Origin of the sequence: Lachnospira rogosae (ex Hitch et al. 2025) (genome assembly GCF_040096455.1) — a bacterium.
Taxonomy (GTDB): domain Bacteria; phylum Bacillota; class Clostridia; order Lachnospirales; family Lachnospiraceae; genus Lachnospira; species Lachnospira rogosae.
On record NZ_JBBMER010000002.1, the window covers coordinates 163953 to 184577 of the forward strand.

General features: G+C 32.9%; 13 protein-coding genes. All 13 read right to left on the bottom strand.

What is annotated here, in order from left to right:
• Window positions 1-137: 137 nt before the first annotated feature.
• A complete protein-coding gene (locus WMO14_RS03150) occupies window positions 138-3209 on the bottom strand; it encodes an Ig-like domain-containing protein (RefSeq protein WP_349153254.1) in 3072 nt (1023 codons plus the stop codon).
• A 609-nt stretch (window positions 3210-3818) separates the two neighbouring features.
• Window positions 3819-5570 carry a glycoside hydrolase family 25 protein gene (locus tag WMO14_RS03155; RefSeq protein WP_116443801.1) on the bottom strand — a complete coding sequence of 584 codons (1752 nt, stop codon included), beginning with the start codon at window positions 5568-5570 and terminating at the stop codon, window positions 3819-3821.
• A gap of 57 nt (window positions 5571-5627) precedes the next feature.
• Window positions 5628-6671: an acyltransferase gene (locus tag WMO14_RS03160; protein WP_349153255.1), complete on the bottom strand. Its 1044-nt coding sequence runs from the start codon at window positions 6669-6671 to the stop codon at window positions 5628-5630.
• A 66-nt stretch (window positions 6672-6737) separates the two neighbouring features.
• Window positions 6738-7826 carry an acyltransferase gene (locus WMO14_RS03165; RefSeq protein ID WP_116443799.1) on the bottom strand — a complete coding sequence of 363 codons (1089 nt, stop codon included), beginning with the start codon at window positions 7824-7826 and terminating at the stop codon, window positions 6738-6740.
• A 14-nt stretch (window positions 7827-7840) separates the two neighbouring features.
• Window positions 7841-8956: a UDP-galactopyranose mutase gene (gene glf / locus WMO14_RS03170; RefSeq protein ID WP_055306104.1), complete on the bottom strand. Its 1116-nt coding sequence runs from the start codon at window positions 8954-8956 to the stop codon at window positions 7841-7843.
• Window positions 8957-9022: 66 nt separating this feature from the next.
• Window positions 9023-10489 (bottom strand): flippase, encoded by a 1467-nt coding sequence (locus WMO14_RS03175; RefSeq protein WP_349153256.1) that lies wholly within the window; start codon window positions 10487-10489, stop codon window positions 9023-9025.
• An 18-nt stretch (window positions 10490-10507) separates the two neighbouring features.
• Window positions 10508-12973, bottom strand: coding sequence for an oligosaccharide repeat unit polymerase (locus tag WMO14_RS03180; protein WP_022501508.1), 2466 nt, complete (start codon window positions 12971-12973; stop codon window positions 10508-10510).
• 18 nt (window positions 12974-12991) lie between these two features.
• A complete protein-coding gene (locus WMO14_RS03185) occupies window positions 12992-14038 on the bottom strand; it encodes a glycosyltransferase (protein ID WP_055306106.1) in 1047 nt (348 codons plus the stop codon).
• An 18-nt stretch (window positions 14039-14056) separates the two neighbouring features.
• On the bottom strand, window positions 14057-15178 hold the full coding sequence (locus tag WMO14_RS03190; protein ID WP_349153257.1) for a glycosyltransferase: 1122 nt from the start codon (window positions 15176-15178) through the stop codon (window positions 14057-14059).
• The gene (locus tag WMO14_RS03195) at window positions 15178-16290 is read right to left on the bottom strand and encodes a glycosyltransferase family 1 protein (RefSeq protein WP_349153258.1); all 1113 of its coding nucleotides are present in this window, start codon (window positions 16288-16290) and stop codon (window positions 15178-15180) included. Before WMO14_RS03195 ends, WMO14_RS03190 begins: the two co-directional genes overlap by 1 nt.
• 98 nt (window positions 16291-16388) lie before the next feature.
• Complete coding sequence (locus WMO14_RS03200; protein ID WP_022501504.1) at window positions 16389-17168, bottom strand: DUF4422 domain-containing protein; 780 nt, start codon at window positions 17166-17168, stop codon at window positions 16389-16391.
• 15 nt (window positions 17169-17183) lie between these two features.
• Entirely contained in the window at window positions 17184-18611 is a 1428-nt protein-coding gene (locus WMO14_RS03205) for a sugar transferase (RefSeq protein WP_349153259.1), read from the bottom strand.
• A 119-nt stretch (window positions 18612-18730) separates the two neighbouring features.
• Window positions 18731-20569: a glutamine--fructose-6-phosphate transaminase (isomerizing) gene (glmS, locus tag WMO14_RS03210; protein ID WP_349153260.1), complete on the bottom strand. Its 1839-nt coding sequence runs from the start codon at window positions 20567-20569 to the stop codon at window positions 18731-18733.
• Between the last annotated feature and the right edge of the window lie 56 nt (window positions 20570-20625).

Below are 20625 nucleotides of genomic sequence, written 5' to 3' on the forward strand. Positions count from 1 at the left end.
ACTTGAATAACTTTCATTAAATATATCGACTTGTATACACACTTTCATAACACACATTGATTAATTAAATCTCATAAAAATAAGGTTAACAATCAACTGTCAACCTTATTTATTATATAAAATACAATATATTATAATTATGCTCTATATGCCCAGCCATTTATAATATTATATCTTACACCACTGTATACATATGAACCATTCTTTGAAAAATCTACCTTACCATTTTCTATATAAAACTCTCCATTCTCATTGCTGGCTACTCCTGTAAAGTTAAAATTGACCTTACCATTCTCTATTCGCCACCAACCATTCTCATTCTCAGCTATTCCTGTGTAATCAAAGTTGACTTTGCCCCCTTCGATTTTCCACCAGCCGTTTTCATTCTCAGCTACCCCGTAATAATCGAAGTTGACTTTGCCGCCTTCTATTCGCCACCAGCCATTCTCATTCTCGGCTACTCCTGTATAATCAAAGTTGACTTTGCCCCCTTCGATTTTCCACCAGCCGTTTTCATTCTCAGCTATTCCGTTATAATCAAAGTTAACTTTGCCGCCCTCAATTCGCCACCAGCCATTCTCGTTCTCGGCTACTCCAGTGTAATTGAAATTAACTTTACCATTCTCGATTCGCCACCAGCCATTTTCATTAGGTCTTATACCTGTATAGTCATATCTTACTTTTCCATTTTCTACATATAACCAGTCTTTTCCATCATATGTAACATTAGTATATGAAGTATCCACTACTCCGTTTATTACATAATAATTATTCCCTGCATAGCTTACAAAGCCTGTATATGTCTTATCTGCCTGTCCATTATTAAAATATGTAAGCGTTCCATTAACATCTCTTAAACCAGTGTATGTATCTTTCTGCTTTACTGTTACTGTACAGCCTGCTGTCTTTCCATTACTGCTTGTTGCTGTTATTACCGCTGTTCCAGCTTTCTTCGCCGTTACCTTTCCATTACTGTCCACAGCTGCTACTGCCTCGTTACTACTGCTCCACTTTACTGTCTTATCACCAGTTGCATTTAATGGTGTTATTGTAGCTGTTAATGTCTCGCTCTCACCTTCTGTTAAACTTGTTGTGCTCTTGTTAAGACTTATTCCTGTTATGGCTATTTCTTTCTGCTTTACTGTTACTGTACAGCCCGCTGTCTTTCCATTACTGCTTGTTGCTGTTATTACTGCTGTTCCAGCTTTCTTCGCTGTTACCTTTCCGTTACTGTCCACAGCTGCTACTGCCTCGTTACTACTGCTCCACTTTACTGTCTTATCACCAGTTGCATTTGATGGTGTTATTGTAGCTGTTAATGTCTCGCTCTCACCTTCTGTTAAGCTTGTCGTGCTCTTGTTAAGACTTATTCCTGTTATGGCTATTTCTTTCTGCTTTACTGTTACTGTACAGCCTGCTGTCTTTCCATTACTGCTTGTTGCTGTGATTACTGCTGTTCCAGCTTTCTTCGCCGTTACCTTTCCGTTACTGTCCACAGTTGCTACTGCCTCGTTACTACTGCTCCACTTTACTGTCTTATCACCAGTTGCATTTGATGGTGTTATTGTAGCTGTTAATGTCTCGCTCTCACCTTCTGTCAATGTTGTTGCACTCTTATTAAGGCTTACTTTTTCAACATCCACAGTTGTTGTTTCATTGTCTGTAAATGCCTTAATAATAAAGTTACCACCATATGATTTATTACTAAAATCATTCCAACCATTATAAGGACTATTTATAAAGCTCTGATTAGCCTTGACTGATGCTGTACACCAATATCCTGCCTCACCAGACTGCATACTGCGTTCATATGCTAAATATGATGTCTTGCCTGAATTACTATTAACTTCTACAACAACTGAGAACTTTTTCCCTTCATTAATATTCACAGAACTGTCAAGCACAACTGTATACATTCCGTCATATGTTGTAACACCGCTTTTCTGTGCCGCAAGCGTTCCACTTTCTGGATTAGCATCATCTGACAGATTAGTATATACACTAACTGTATAATTAAGATTAGTAGAACTTCCTGTCATAAATGAAACAGCCTTAATATTCTCACTTCCACCCAGATTGGCTTTGGCTTCAAATATATTAGAATATTTATTAGAACCTGCGTATCCCATATATCCATAAAGCATCGCACCATCATACTGATAATTATTATTATAATTATCTGAAAGCTCTGCCTCAAGTGTATACCCTACTGAATATATAGATTTATCATAGTAAGATAAGTAAAAATATCCATCTTTACCATATTCACTGCCCCAGCTATTTCTTACTATCCACGCACCATTACCTTCCGGTTTAGTTGCAAAATTATCTGATGAATAATCATCATCCCAGCCTACAATATTCACCGCATGATTGGTTGTGTGGCCTTCTGGACAATAATATGCTGCTGTTAAACTATTATAATACTGTGTACTCCAATTACTACTCTGATCTGACCAGTATGATATAGATACAGCACCATAATCCATAACTGCTTTCTTAATATCTTCCTTACTTGTCGTGTTTACTCTGTAAAAATTCTGGACGTGTGCAACATCCTTTCCATATGCAAGTGAATCATCCAACTGATTATTTTCAACCTGTCTTACATACTCTGTTGTGTAAGGAACAACATCCTCGTTAACAGCACCTTCCCAATCGAGAAGTGAATTAGCTGCCATCTCTACATTACCACCATACTGCATAACCGAACCATGTGATGTATCAAACTTGTTAATATCACCTTCAAGTCCACCCAATGGGTCATTAACGCAATTATATGTATAATTTACAAGATGTAATTCTGATAAATCTATATCACTAGATACAAGATCTTTCTTTATAAGATTAGTTTCTATCAATGATATCGTAGAAAAAGCCCAACATACGCCATAACTCCCCTGATCTCTTACATCAGGAAGATTAGCAGTTTTATATGTGCTTGGATATGCAGCTGCCTTTGTAATCTCTGTTCCATCTATATAAGAATAATTATCATTAAGGACATCTGGTATTATCTGATATTCTTCATCTAATTCCCTATAACCTGTTGCGTGATAATTTTCATTAATATCTGCTGTTTCATTCTGATAATTCAGATACGCATCTTTGCTGTCATTATCAGTAGCAAATGTTAATGATGATGATGTGACAATCATATTAACCGCAAGAATACCCGCTAATATTTTACTTACATATTTCTTGTTCATATTGTACCTCTTTTCTTTTATACTCTGTATGCCCGTCCATTTACTATGTTATATCTTACACCATTGTATACATATGAGCCATTATTATCTGTTGTTAATGCTATGTCATAAGAATCATCGGCTGAATAGTGTATATTCTGCCATTCCACTTATCAACCCTTACATAATTAGCATAATGACGTGTTGACACAGCTAACTCCTGTACTCCACTGCCCGACACCTGTTGTGCCGGTGTGATGCTTACTGTCCCAAATATAAGCATAATACTTAGTGCTGTTGAACAATTCTTTTAATATTGCTATCAGCCATATAATTCCTCCGTTTCTATTTTTTAATTTTCATATAATTGTCTTATGTAACAATATTAATTTCCACCAAATTTTATTAAATCAATATCTTTATGTAAAATTCTTATACTTTTATTCACGTATACAGGTAAGTCTAATCTTATATACAGTATATTATATACGAGAGTATAAGTAAACAAAAAAAATGGTCTATGTACTGACTTTTAATAACCAGCATTTCCACTAAACATTCAGTAAAAATGCTGATTATTAAAAATAAGTTAACATAAACCAGTTTATAATCTATTTATTCAAAATTCTTTTATCTTGTTCCATATGCAATATTAACATCACAACCACCTGCTATACCAGGAACACTCGCTGTACTTGTGTACTGCCATATTCTGTACTTATAACCGATATCTGGCACATCGTCACCTTCATGCCATAATTCGCCTGTTTCATAATAATCATTCCAGTACCATGCAAGCCATATATCATAGTTTGATGATAACTTATCTGTATCAACATAGTTAAGATAATCATACTTGTTAATGTATATCATTGGGTCATACCCCCTGCTCTTAACAGTATCACAAAATGCTATGCTCATAGCAGTACGAAGCTCACTATTGCTGCGTAAATCTTCTGTTCTATAACCTGATGTTGTCTCCCAGTCAAATACAACAGGATATGTAATATTATAACCTGCAATTAAATCGCAAATATAGTTAGCTTCTTCAACAGCTTCTTCAACTGACATAGATTGTGAAAAGAAATATGCTCCAACCTGCATTCCAGCTGCAAGTGCTCCCTGTATGTTCTCCTCATAATATGAATCAGTGTATAAGTTACCATCAGCACCTGTAGATCTTCCTGCAACCTTAACCATAGCGAACTTATAACCTGCATTAGCTACTTCTGCCCAGTTAATTACACCTTCGCTATTATCATTATTGTGGTGTGACACATCTACACCCATAATCTTTTCAGATATATTGTCTTTAGATACAACCCAGCCTTCTCTTACACTATACATATAATCATCCTGATTAATTGTTCCTGTATAACTAAAATCAACCTTGCCATCTTTTATAAAGAACTCACCATTCTCATTCGCTGCAATACCTGTAAATTTAAAATTGACTATACCTGACTCTATTCTCCACCAGCCATTGATATTCTCTCTTATTCCTGTGTAATCATATCTGACTTTGCTGTTCTCTATATATACCCAGTCAGCACCATCTTGTATTACATCTGTATAATCAAAATTAACTCGTCCATTTACTATATAAAAGCGGCCATTTTCATTATCTGCCAATCCATTATAATTAAAATTAACCTTACCGCCTTCTATTCGCCACCAGCCATTCTCATTCTCAGCTATTCCTGTATAACTATAATCGACTTTGCCGTTATTAATATATAACCATTCGCCATTATTATCTTCTATACTGTTATAATCATATCTGACTTTGCTCTCTATGAGATAAACTAAATCATTGCCATCCTGCATAAATCCAGTATAATCAAAATTAACCCTGCCATCTTCTATATAAAAACGACCATTTTCATTATCTGCCAATCCTGTATAATCAAAATTGACTACTCCATTCTCAACTCTCCACCAGCCATTTTCATTCTCTGCTATTCCTGTATAACTATAATCAACTACTCCATTTTTTATGTATAACCATTCATTATAATACTGTTTTATTCCTGTGTAATCATATCTGACTTTACTATTTTCTACATATACAAGATTTCCTCCATCCTGTATTATTCCTGTAAAATCAAAATTAACCTTGCCATCTTCTATATAAAAGCGGCCATTCTCATTGTCTGCTAAACCAGTATAATTAAAATTAACTACACCATTCTCTATTCTCCACCAGCCATTACAATTATCTCTTATGCCAGTGTAATCATACTGAACAACGCCATTCTTAACGTATACCCATTCATTCCCCTGCTCTATAATGTCTGAATTTTCATCATATGCAAAAGCATTGATATTACATAACAACATTAAACCACAGGCAAGCCCTACACCAATTAATAATTTTTTCAAAATAAAACCTCCTTAGCAAAAATATATATAGTATTTAACAACCCTTAAAACAAAAATTTATACAACCATCTTTTTTATAAATGGAATCTTTTTTATGATTATTGTTAATACAATACATATAAATGTAATAATTATCGTTTTTAAACTATTGGCTATAGTAGAATAATATTCAATCCCTATACCAGAATATAAATACTTATCAAACACAGCTAATATTATATAATGCATATAATAAATTCCCATCGTTGATTGTCCTATTAATTTACCAAGCCCTAGCTTTATATCACAATAGAAATCGAAGCAAAGATAAAGTCCTACCGACATTATTAATGTTGATATTCTATTATAACCATTGGAAATATAAATATTATTCCACCTAAACGAACCAGTTTCCTTATACTTAACAATAAATAACAACATAAATCCAATAACAAATAATATTATTGGCATATTCTTTTTAATTTTAATATGTATCATTTCCCTATATTCTAAAAGAAAAGCACCTAGAACAAAATAGAAAATCATATACGGATAATTCAAATACGGTGTCAGGTAAGCAGCATCATATATAGAAAAATTAATATAATGTGTTACAATCATATTCATTGTTGGAATAAATATACCTGAAAATCCCGTTACCACCATTATGTTAAGCATATATTTTTTCCCACAATTCATTAATAAGAACCATATGACAGGATATATCATATATGTAACCAGATAGGCCTTCATATACCAAAACACGTCCATATTAATTCCATTAACATCCGACATAAAGAATATTCCTGCTATTATAGCTTTACCTGTATATATATTTCCATTCATTACAATATAAATTAGAATATATACTATTCTCCATAAAATTATAACAACATATAACGTAATTAATCTTTTTATATATTTCTTCCAATCAAAATCAGACTTCTTCCTGCACAACAATCCCCCTGTAATCATCATAAAGCAAGGTACTGCTGCCCACGCTAATGTCATAATAGCATTACCAACTACTGAACTACCTGATAATAACGTATAATGGCAAAATACAACTAATAATATGCAGATTCCTTTTAAATTATCCATATATAGCAGTCTGCTATTCATATCCACCTCCAAATTATAGAACGTATTTAAACATTTGACAACCTAGTATTCTTAAATATTCTTTATCTAATGCTTAATGAGAAATATATATCGGGCAACATATTTATTTCTGCTCAACACCCCTACAATAACAGCAGATAGTACTATTGTTATAATTGTTAAAAATGCTGTTTCTAATGAAAGGCTTGCAAATATTTGTCCCATATATTTTATTTTAGTCATAATGACTATAATATGTACAAAATATATACCCATACTTATTCTACTTATATAAGTAAATATATTAGATATCCTCTCATTTATAACATTATCATCAATCCTTGTAAATAAAGTAAATAAACAAGCAGTGCATATTAATAAAAACGGAAAATCGTACCACACTTTATATATATAATGTGATTTATCACTTAATGAATACACCTCAAAGCACATAATTACAACATAACTCAATATAGCTGTTAAAATTAAATGCCAATTTCTTATCTTTTTTATTTTTACCTGATTATCATATATGTAATATCCAACCAGTAAATATAATCCATAGATTGCTCCCATATATGGTATGCTCATTTCGGAGCCGAAAGTCTGTCCATTATTAGAAATTCTGGCTATCACATTTAACAGCGGCTCTATATAACAGAAAATGAATGTAGCTGTCATAATAGGTAAAATTGATTTAAAAGAAAATGTTTTTACAATTTTAGCCAAAAATGGAACACCAATATATATTCCAATTATCATAGGCATATACCACATATTAGTCATTGATGAATTTTTAAATAACAATAATTCTTTTATAAAATCTACAAAATTAAATACCTGCTTTAATACAAATACTTCATATATTTTATATATAATAAGCCAGACTTCATTAACCGCAATTAAAGGCAGCAAATTTTTTTTATAGAACTTAAATATATCTTCATCTTTTTCTATTACTTTCCTAAGCAGTAATACACCTGAAAGATATAAAAATATTGAAACTCCAAACCTGCCAATTGTAAATGTACCCATCATAAATATTCTAGATGTAATTTTTAAATTTTTAAGAACTACCATGTCATTAAAATATGTCATTTCACTACAATGACATAAAATCACACATAGTATCGCAAATGTCCTAGCTATATCCAACTTTACAATTCTATTTTTCATTCACAATGTAACCATTACTTTCCAAAAATACTCTCACACTTATCAAGTACAGAGGCAATTGTAGCATCCATATCATAGTACTTATATTCGCCAAGTCTTCCACCGAATATAACCTTATCCTCGGCATCCGCAAGCTTCTTATATTCCTCGTATAGCTTTCCGTTCTTCTCATCATTTACTGGGTAATAAGGTTCATCACCCGGCTTCCACTCTGATGAATATTCACGGCTTATAATAGTCTTAGGCAGGTCATTGCCATTTTCATCTTTACCAAACTCAAACCACTTATGCTCAATAATACGTGTCCAAGGAGTCTCTCTATCTGTATAATTAACAGCAGCATTTCCCTGGAAATTAGGCTTGTCAAGTGTCTCATTTTCAAATCTTACTGAGCGATACTCAAGTGTTCCAAGCTTATAATCAAAATAAGCATCAATAGGACCTGTGTATACAACCTTGTCTGCAAGTGCATCAAGTTCTTCCTTATGCTCAAGATAATCTGTATTTAATCTTACTTCAATGCCATCAAGTATATTCTCAACCATCTTTGTATATCCCCCCATTGGAATTCCCTGATATAAAGCATTAAAATAATTGTTATCAAATGTAAGTCTTACTGGAAGTCTTTTAATAATAAATGCTGGTAAATCCTTGCAGTCCCTTCCCCACTGCTTCTCTGTATAACCCTTTACAAGTTTTTCATATATGTCACGGCCAACAAGTGATATAGCCTGTTCTTCAAGATTCTTAGGCTCGCCTGTTATCTCTTTCTTCTGCTCTTCAATCTTTGCAGCAGCTTCCTCAGGAGTAACAACGCCCCACATTTTATTGAATGTGTACATATTAAAAGGCATTGAATATAATTCACCCTTATAATTAGCTACCGGGCTGTTAGTAAATCTGTTAAATTCAGCAAACTGTGTGATATATTCCCACACCTTCTTATTATTGGTATGGAATATATGTGCACCATACTTATGTACATTAATGCCTTCCTGCTTCTCTGTATAGATATTACCTGCTATATTAGGTCTTTTATCTACTACAAGCACTGACTTTCCTGCCTTCTTTGCCTCGTGGGCGAATATTGCTCCATATAAACCAGAACCAACTACTAAATAATCGTACATTACATTTTCCTCTTTTCTATTATATATTTTTTTAATTTTGATTTTGCTAATAAATTTTTAAAATAATTAACATTGATCAGTTTTCTTTCCTATTTTACAAAATATCTTATTCAAATTCTCACTAACAACTTCTTCTTTCATAATATAAAGCATAACAACATACACACCAAAAAATAACACTGCTGATACTACAAGTTTTATAAACACTCCTGATATAAAATGCTTTACAGCTAATGCTACAACTGTTGATATTGCTAATGCAATTATAATCTTAAAATAACTTTGATTAGAATACAGATACTTTACATCTTTCTTAAGATATACCATTTGTACAATAAGAACAACCAATTCTGCAACCAGTGTTCCAATAGCAGCACCAGATGAATCTAAAAATGGAATAAATATTGCATTAAGTATCAAATCAACTATTGCTCCTGCAAAAGTTGATATCATAACAGCATTTTCCTTTCCCATAGGAATAAGCATCTGTATACCCATAATATTAGTTAAACCGATAAATAAAAGCGTTGGCATAACTATAATCATAGGAACTACTGCTCCGCCAAATGCTTCTCCTGACAGGAAAAGCACGCCTTCTCTTGCAAATATCATAAAATATATCATCATAGATGTTGCCGCAAGCAGAACAAATTTGATTGCTTTCTTGGAAAGCTTATAGAACTCGTCCCACATTTCCTGCTGTATATAATAGGAAGCTCTTGGCATAAGCACCGTTCCTAATGATGTTACAATACTCACAAGAATATTCTTTATCTTTGTTGCGGCATTGTAATATCCAACTTCAACATCATCTTTCATAAATCCAAGCATTACATTATCCAGATTAGTGTATATTGTTGTCGCACAGGATATTATAAAAAATGTAAATACCGGCTTGAAATGCTTTTTAAAATTAAGATTAGTTACTTTCTTTGTTCCTATTATTTTCCTCAACCTGATAAAATTAAACACATTAGATGCCGAAGCTGCAAATATAGAAATCCCTCCATATATAACATAATCATCAACATTTCTTACTAATACAAACATTGCAATAAGTGCAATAAACTTAAATATTATTGAACGTATTGTTATATATGTATACTGCTCAAGTGCTTTATACAGCCACTCAACACCTATTGTATTAAAGAATATCAGTGTACTTGTTATAAGAAACAGCTTTCTGTCGGCTCTTAACCTTGGCACACTTGCTAATGCAATAAAGAATACTACATACGCCAGAATACTCATAACAACATTAATTATGAATAATTCATACACCGTCTTTTTTAACTTTTCTTCATCATCTCTTACAACCGCACAAGCCCTTATACCATAAGTTGGAATACCAAGCTGTGATATCATAACAAAATACGTTACTACCGAATTGGCAAATGAAACCCTGCCTGTTCCAGCCGGAAGCAGAACTCTTGACACATACGGAAATGTAATAAGTGGAAACAAAAAGCTGGACATCGTAAGTATCGCATTCATTATAAAATTTAGTTTTAATGATTTCTGTTTATTTTTCATAATGCTCACCTATTTTCTTTAAATACAGGTCTTTATTTCAGATACATATAATTCTGATAATTCTGATGAACATTTCTTAACATCATATTTATTATCCAGCACTACATTGTTTCTATCTGTCTGCTTCATATGAATTGTATCTATTTCTTTACTCCATATTGATGCATCCTGCTTTAAATCCATACGCTCAAATAATTCTGATATCTGTGCTGTCTTAGGAACACCTAAAGAACATAAACTGTATAAGCCGCTTGCCTGTGCTTCCAATACCGATATTCCAAGTCCCTCATATAATGATGGAAATACGAATATATCCATTGCCTGAAGTAATCTGTTAATATCAGCTCTCGCACCTGTGAAAATAACTTTCTCACTTATTCCATATTCATCAGCCTTACTTTTAAGCTTTTCCTCATCTTCGCCCTCTCCTACAATTAACAGCTTTGTATCAGGGTTAAGCTTTATATATTCCTTAAAAATATCTAATAAAAAGCTCTGGTTTTTTTGAGGGCAAAGTCTCCCTGTATTACCAATAACAAAAGCTTCCCCTAATCTTAATTCCTGTCTTGCCTGTTGTCTTACATTAATATCAAAAGCATAATTATCATAATCAATGCAGTTAGAAATCAAGCCATAATTATTTTTTCCAAATAAATAGTCACCTGCCTGATTAGAACAAGCTACATTACAGTTAGCATAGTCTTTTCCCCAGAATATTAATGGTATATTTCTAATTGCGTGTGATAACTGATCTGCCGCCTTATTCTGGTGGCTATGTAAAATTCTTACAGGGACTCCATATTTCTCAGCATATTTAAGATAAATAAATGCAGCATTTGCCATATTACAATGTACAATATGATACTTTTTACTCTTAATTATCCTGATATATTCATTCTTTATCTGTTTTAAAGTCTTTAAACCAAATGGAGGCATTTTATATATATTTCCACCAAGTGATTTAACTTCATCAGCATATGAATTATCTCCTATATTATGAACAAGAAAATCGAATTGGAACTTATCCTTATCTATATTTCTATAATAATTCATTATAAAGGATTCCATTCCTCCACACACATTCAATCCCGGAAGAATCATTAATACATTTATCTTCCCGTCTGTACATTTTTCTTCTATAGCTGGCTTTTCTATAACAGCAAGCTTTGACTTGTATAATATAAAATATAGAATTGTAAATATAACAAAATTAGTTATAAACGTAATCTGAAATACTGTCGTGTAGAAATAACTATCAATACAGTGCATATAAACACAATATGCTAAATACATATATACAACCGTAATCAATTCATTAAATTTCATATTTGGTTTGTATTTATGTATATAATATCCTACAGCAAATACAGCAGCCATTATTCCATTCAGTACAATTATTCCTATCCAGCCAAAATCATGATGCCATCTTCGATATGCTGTATACACATTTCCAATCATTGAATCATAGTAATATCTGAAACTTAAGTGTGCCGTCTGTTTCTCTGCAATATTAGTATGTGTTATCTTATACTTATCTAATGACTGTAATAAAGTATAAAACGTTTCATTACCAACTATATCTGACTTTTCACCTTCTATTGGAAATATTACATAATGATTTAAACATTCTATAGAACCACCAGCATAAGTTGTTACATATTTAAACAAATTCTTATCATTAGATCTTCCTATTAAAGAAGCACTCAAATAGAAAAGGACCATTCCAACTACACCTACTGCTACAATTATTCCAATATTTTTAAATGCAATTCTGCTTTTCCAGTTCTTCTTCTGGCTCCATAAAATTATTGCTATTGTAACCGCTCCAACGCACATACTTAATATGGAAATTCTGCTTGAACATATCAATTCTTTTATTATATATAATAAACACGGAATTAAATAATATAACTTGGTTACTATAATTCTCTTTTTTTCTTTTCTGTCAGAATATACAACATATTTAACATAAGCTATAATACAGTAATATGATGATAATTCTAACAATTTAAACATCAGGCTCAAATAATGTGGCAGTGACGCATCATTACTATATGAAGTGTGTGCTTTAAATAAAGCCTGTGCCTGTGTGAATGAATTATATGTTCCAAAAGCATCAGCAATCTTTAATACATTATATATTGTCAATGCTATAACAACTATAGAATATACAATTAACAGTGCCATAATATATTTATTAATTGCAGCAAACTCTTCATTCTTATGTTCAACTGTACATTTAGATCTGAATAATTTCTCAACTAACCATACAACAGCAACAAACTCAATCGTTCCTATAAATAATATTAAAAATGTCTTATTAGCCAAATGTATATTCCACTCTTTAACATTACACATAGTACAAAAAGAACTTATAAAATACATAAAACAATATATAAATGCTGGATTTGCAATTTCTCCCTTAAATAACTTGTATGTTAAGATAGTCATAATCAGGAAAAAAAGAACCAGAATATAAATCATAAAAATATCTCCTTTACACTATAATACCGCATTAATCTTCTTCACTACATCTAACAAATACTCACCATTTCTAAGCTTCCCAGAAATCTTTCTAGCATTCTCTACCATTTCATAATATTGCTGTTCGCTTAATTCATCAAAAGCGTTAGAAAAATCATCAATTGAGTTAACAACAATTCCTACATTATTATCTTTAACAAACTGAGCCTCTGCCGCCTCACTCCATATTACCACAGGCAGACCTGACACAAGATATAAAGATAGCTTATGAGGATTATTATACCTCAGATAATCTCCTGTATTTCCTGTACAGCCGTCAATACCCTCTCCGTCCCATACAAGACCAAACCCTTCATTTAACTTAGATGGTATCTCATCAGCCGGAAATGCTCCCTTATAATCAATTGATTTAGAATTTAAAATATCTTTATTAAAATTAAGACCATATAAATTAACTTTAACTGATTTGTCTAAATCATTAAGACCTTTTATGTACTTACACTTATTAGTATCAAGATTTCCTGCTATATTTAATGTCTTTGAGTATTTAATCTCCTTATCAGAAGGATTACTTTCTGTCAGATAATCAAATATCCTAAGATTATATATCCTGCTCTTATCAACACCTTTGCTTACTAAATACTGCACCATACTTTCATTATGAGATACAACATAATCAGCTATCCCATACATTGTATTATCCATATATTCAAAATCTGCCGCTGATTCTGGAAACATCTTTCTTAATGAATCCAGATCGTGAATAATAAACGCCAGCTTTATATTTCTTGTCTGTCTTGCTTTCTTTAATATATCTATATATTTCTTATTAAGGTAAATTGGATGTGGAACAAACAGTAACGAACCTTTAGGTATTCTGTTAATCTTGTTTAACTCAAGATAATTATTAATCTTCTTAATATATTTATTACCCTGCTTTTTAATCTTTAAATAGTATGGCTTTACTCCATTATTATCAAGAATCTGATTACAGTCATTAACTGCCTTTGAACTTGCATTTTTTGATTCGTCAATCTGTATTTTTATGTAATACTTATCACTCATTAGCATATCCTCTTTCATTTAATCTTCAATAAAATGCTTAAATTTGTCACCTTCAACCTCGATATCATAGCCTGCCTGTGAAACTTTAATACTGCTTTGTTCGTAATCTACAGCTTTATTCATCTGCGCCTCAATAGCTTCTACCCATCGGTCAACAGGCTCATCAAGTCCTACAAATTCAACATTTCCAGTAACATTTACAATATCAGGCACAACATTCTTAGAAGTAACACAAGGAAGTCCCGCCGCCTGTGCTTCTATAAGAACAATTCCTAACCCCTCAAATCTTGAAGGAAGCACAAATACATCCATTGCCTGCATTATTTCATTGACATCACTTCTTATGCCCAAAAACATAACATTTTCTTCAAGCTTTAACTTGTTAACCTTATCCTTTATTGCCGCTTCTTCAACACCCTGTCCAACAAGAAGCAGTCTGCTGTCAGAATATTTCTTATGAAATGAATTATATATATCAATAAGCAGTTCGTGATTTTTCTGATATTGAAATCTTCCTACGTGTCCTACAACTATATCATTATTCCCAATGCCAAGTTCTGTTCTTACTTTATCTCTTATCTTTGTATTTCTGCAATATTTCTTAACTTCTATGGCATTATTAATTATTCTATAATTATCACTTTCTAATATTGACTTTTTGTAGAAGAATTCTCCTGCTAATTCTGAACACGCCCAATAATCTGTTGCATATCTGTCTATATTATTCTTCCAGTAATTGTGTACTAATTCATAAAATTTTCTTTTCTTTCCTGTATGCATTAACTGATTATTATGCGCATGGATAATTCTTTTCTTTATTCCTGCTTTTTTTGCCTGTTTCATTATATAACCACAATTAGCCAAATCACAACAGTTAAACCATATTGCACTATATATTCCCCTGTTTTGTTCAAAAAAAGTCTTTATTTCTTTTTTATACTTAAATGGCTGTCTAAACTGTGCGCTTTTTATAAAAATAATATTACTATTATGTTCTCTGTAATATTCTTCATCATAGCATATATCCGTAAATACCATTAAATCAAACTGCACGTCATCTTTAACAGTTTCATAATATCTTTTAATAACAGTTTCAACACCACCCGGATTATCACTTTGTCCAATCACTAATATTCTCATTATTGTTGCTCCCTTAAGTATGATATAAACTTACCCGTCTCCGTACTTATATCAAATCCAGCATCTATTACTAACTGTGTATATTTATTTCTATCATCACTTTTCTTATTATCATATATAATCTGTGCCCATTTTTTGTCGCCATCATCTAAGGATATAAATTCAATATTACCTGTTACATCTGACTCTTTTGTTATTACATCTTTAGATACATAACAAGGAAGACCTGCTGACTGTGCTTCTACTAATACTAATGGTAATCCTTCAAAATGTGATGGCAATACAAAAATATCCATAGCCTGAAGCAGTTTATTAACATCTGAACGGACTCCCATAAACATTACATTCTCGGTCATTCCCAAATCTGCAACCTTCTGTCTGATTGCTTCCTCGCCTTCGCCCTGACCTACTAACATTAATACAGCCTTATTATCAAGCTTTAAATATTCATTAAAAACATCAACAAGGAATTCGTGATTTTTCTGATACTGAAACCTTCCTACATGCCCTATAACATACTTATCTTCCAGCTTATATTCTTTTCTAATCTCATTTCTAACAGCTTCATCAAAAGCATAATCTTTAGTCTGGATAGCATTGTTAATTATATGATGTTTTGGTGAGTTAATTATATTCTCATTATAAAAATACTCTGATGCCACCATTGAACAGCTCCAATAATCAGTTGCATATTGGCTGAGTCTTGTCTTATTAAGATAGTGGAATATTCCTCTTAACTTTGAAGTTTCATTGCCAGAATTATGTGCATGGATAATTCTTTTCTTAATTCCATATTTTTTAGCATATACAAGGTAATCAATATTAGTTAATGTACAAGTATTATACCAGAACACATCATATTCACCTTTATGTGCTTTAAAGAAATCATCAAGTGCTTTCTTATATGCTTTATAGTCTTTGCTTTTCTGTGGTATTGTGTATATCTTAGACCCCTTAGCTGTAACTTCATCTGCATACACCATATTTTCCCAATTACATAAAAAATCAAACTGGACATCACTCCAATCTATATTTCTATAATAATTCATTACACAGCTTTCCATTCCTCCTGGATTATCTGTCATTCCAAATACTAATACCTTTATGCTCATTAAACTATTCCTTTCAATCTGTCATAACTTTTGCACTTTAAAATAATCCCTCATAGTAAATTTGACTATTAAGGGATTATCATAAACTCTATAACTTTTTAAAAACTTCCGCTGTACTTCTTCTTTAAGAATTTAGCGGCAAGAAATGACTTTACTTTCTTGATTTTATTAATTTTTTCAGTATACATAAATGGTACTTCTTTGTAATTTAAACCATTCTTATTCATCCAGACATCAAAAAGAAGCTCACTTAATCTGCCTGGATATCTAGCCTGAAATGCATCATATTCTTTATCGCCAAGTCTTTTTTCCACTTCAAATAAAATATCAAATAACCATTTGCAATAATTATTAACATTTTCTCTGCTCATAATAAACATATTAAATGCGTGCATATATGTCTTTTTCATATTAGCATCAAATGTTGCAAGATATTCCGGATATAACTCAGCTATAACTTCTCTTGTACAATCTAATGTTTCTATATGATGAGTGTGTTCATAATGGCTGTAGATTGTTTCAATCATATAATTTCTCTTCTTTGGCACTATTACATCACACTTATCTAACAGGTTGGATGCTTCCTCATATGACAATATATTATCCATTATATTGTCTGACTTCTTCTTTCCTTTGAAGTGTCTTCTATAATGTGCAAGACCAATATAATCAGCATCAAGATTCTTCCACGCCCAATACAGACCAGTAAGCTCGCAATACATAGAATTCTTAGATGATATGTTATCACCTGTATTATCTTTGGTATAACCTATATCCTTCTTTCCTTCTGCACCAACCTGAACTGGTACATACATTTTATCCTTAGGCATTTCATACTTCTTATGAGCAGCCACTATTACCTTTATATCTTTTCCCATCATATTCCTCTCTGATTATGTTCCGTGATTCGTAAATACAGTTGCAACTGTCTTGAATAAAATCTTGATATCAAGAAGTATGCTCCAGTTATCGATATACTCCAAATCCATCTTTACAACTTCATCAAAGTCCATAACACTATTTCGTCCATATGCCTGCCACATTCCTGTAATACCCGGCTTCATAGACAGTCTTCTCTTGTGGTGTCCTTTATACTGCTTGAACTCACCCACCGTAGGTGGTCTTGTTCCGACAAGGCTCATATCTCCCTTTAACACATTAATAAACTGAGGAAGCTCGTCTATACTTGTCTTTCTTATGAACTTACCAACTTTGGTAATTCTAGGGTCATCCTTCATCTTGAACATAAGACCATTCATCTCATTCTGTGCCATAAGTTCTTTCTTACGTTCCTCGGCATCAATATACATTGAACGGAACTTATAAATATAGAAATAACGTCCATTCTTTCCTACACGCTTCTGCTTAAAGAATAATGGACCTTTTGACTCAATCTTAATAGCTGGTGCAACAAATATCATCGCAATTGTCATAAATACAAGACCCACGATAGCTCCAACTATGTCAATACATCTCTTTACGAATAAAGACTTCCAGCTATATATCCTGTTAGCAAATGTAATAACTGGAATACTTCCAAGATAACCAAGCTTCGCATCGAAATCCCTGTATACATCTAATACTTCAATCTTAAGATGTACAGTAACACCCATATCCTCAAGTTCCATAACCATAGGCTTGATACGTTCTCTTATGCGATCTGTAACATCTATGTAGACTTCATCAACGATTTCATTCTTAATAAACTTCATCATAGTATGGATATCTGCGACAACAGGAACTCCATTGATATCCTGACCTGTCATATTCTCATCCATAATTACAATTCCGTCTATCTTTCTTAACCAGTCGTCCTTCTCATCAATCTTTGAAAGTGTATTATTAGCCCTGTCCTTAACTGTAACCATTATGACACGGCTTGCCCTCTTGCTTTCGTTATGTGATTTAAGATATGCCTTAACAAGCAGTCTTGATACATACATAATAACTATTGCAACGATAACTGTAACAATATATATACCTCTCTGGATGCCTTCTGCATCTCTTCTTAATAATTCATAGACAGCGAGTATAGCAGCAAACAGTGCACTCTTGCATACTACAGACCTGAATTCTTCAAAATAACCTCTGCTTATAAAATCATTCTTGACATTATAAAATACTGCTGTAATAACTGTCGCAACCAGTATTGATACGCAGTTATTATTAAGTTCACTAAAAATCTGTCTGTTATTCATTCCCCAATATAACCCCAGCCAGATTATTCCTGCAACATAATACGATAACACTATCGCTATTGCATCTGTAAAAAATATAAGTATATTCTGTATACTTTCCTTAGTTCTGTTAATATTCGTCATAAGCCCCCTGATAGTATATTATTATTTATGCAATCTGAATAATTATACTATATTCGACATAATTGTCAATAATGTAAAAATCCGTCCCACTCTATTATGTGGAACGGATATAGTTCATTTTATTCCACTGTAACTGATTTAGCAAGATTTCTTGGCTTATCTACATCAAGTCCCTTAGCTACACTTACATAATAACCAAGTAACTGAAGTGGCACAACAGCAAGTGATGCTGCAAAATGTTCATCTATCTTTGGAATGTATACAGTAAATTCAACTGTATCCTCAACTTCATACTTTCCATATGTAGTAAGTCCCATAAGATATGCACCACGGCTCTTGCACTCAACCATATTGCTTATCGTCTTCTCATAAAGCTCACTCTGTGTAAGCACACCAATAACAAGAATATTATCTTCAATAAGACTTATAGTTCCGTGCTTTAATTCACCAGCGGCATACGCTTCTGAATGAATATAAGATATCTCCTTAAGCTTAAGGCTTCCTTCAAGACTGACTGCGTAATCAATTCCTCTTCCTATAAAGAATATATCCTTTGAATTGGCAACCTTTGCGGCAAACCACTGAATTCTTTCCTTATCTTCAAGAATCTTCTCAATCTTATCAGGTATAGTCTTAAGTTCTTCTAAATATGTGCTGTACACATCATCTGTTATCTCACCTCTTACTCTGGCAAACTGAATTGCAAGGCAGTAAGCGGCTATAAGCTGTGTACTGTAAGCCTTAGTTGTAGCAACTGAAATCTCCGGACCGGCAAGTGTATAGAATACATTATCTGCTTCTCTTGCAATTGAACTTCCAACTACATTGACAATGCCAAGTGTCCTAAGTCCCTTATCCTTAGCAAGCCTTAATGCCGCAAGACTGTCTGCTGTTTCACCTGACTGGCTTATAACAATCACAAGTCCATCAGGATCTAACAAAGGCTTTCTGTATCTGAACTCAGAAGCGAGTTCTACTCTTACCGGTATCTTAGCCAGATCTTCCATAACATACTGTGCAACTACGCCAACGTGATATGCCGAACCACAGGCTACGATATATATCTGTGAAATCTTCTTAATCTCTTCATCTGAAAGCTCTACTGCTGATAAATCAAGCTTCCCGTCCTTTAATACAGAATTAAGTGTATCAGCAATTGCCTTTGGCTGTTCGTGGATTTCTTTCATCATAAAATGCTCATATCCACCTTTTTCTGCTGCCTCAGCATCCCATTTAATCTCTACAAGCTCTTTTTCTATCTCATCACCATCAAGGTTATAAAATGTTATATTACCATCTGCAAGACGTCCAATCTCCATATTGCCAATATAATATACATTTCTTGTATAATTAAGTATAGCCGGTACATCAGAGCCAACATAGCAGTTGCCATCACTGACACCAAGTATCATTGGGCTGTCTTTTCTTGCTACATATATTTCATCAGGATATTCCTTGAACATAATTGCAAATGCGTAAGAACCACGGATACGAACCATAGCATGGTTAATAGCATCTACAGGTGTATGCTCATATTTCTTATAATAATAATCTATAAGCTTAATAGCCACTTCTGTATCTGTTGATGAATAGAACTCGTATCCATTCTTAACAAGCTTATCCTTTAATTCCTGATAATTCTCAATAATTCCATTATGTACGCCAACAACATTATAATCATCTGATATATGAGGATGTGCATTATTCTCAGAAGGCTCACCATGTGTTGCCCATCTTGTATGTCCAATACCGCAAGTCCCTTTAATGGCAAGACCATTATTGGTCTTTTCCTCTAATGCCTTAAGCCTTCCCTTCGCCTTAACAACCTCAACCGGACTTTCGCCGTCACGAACTGCAATACCTGCCGAATCGTACCCTCTATATTCAAGCTTTGCAAGACCGTTAAGAAGTATTGGTGCTGCCTGTTCATTACCTACATATCCAACTATTCCACACATAGATATATTCCTCTCTTTTAAAAATTCATATCACTTTATAATATATTATTCCGTTC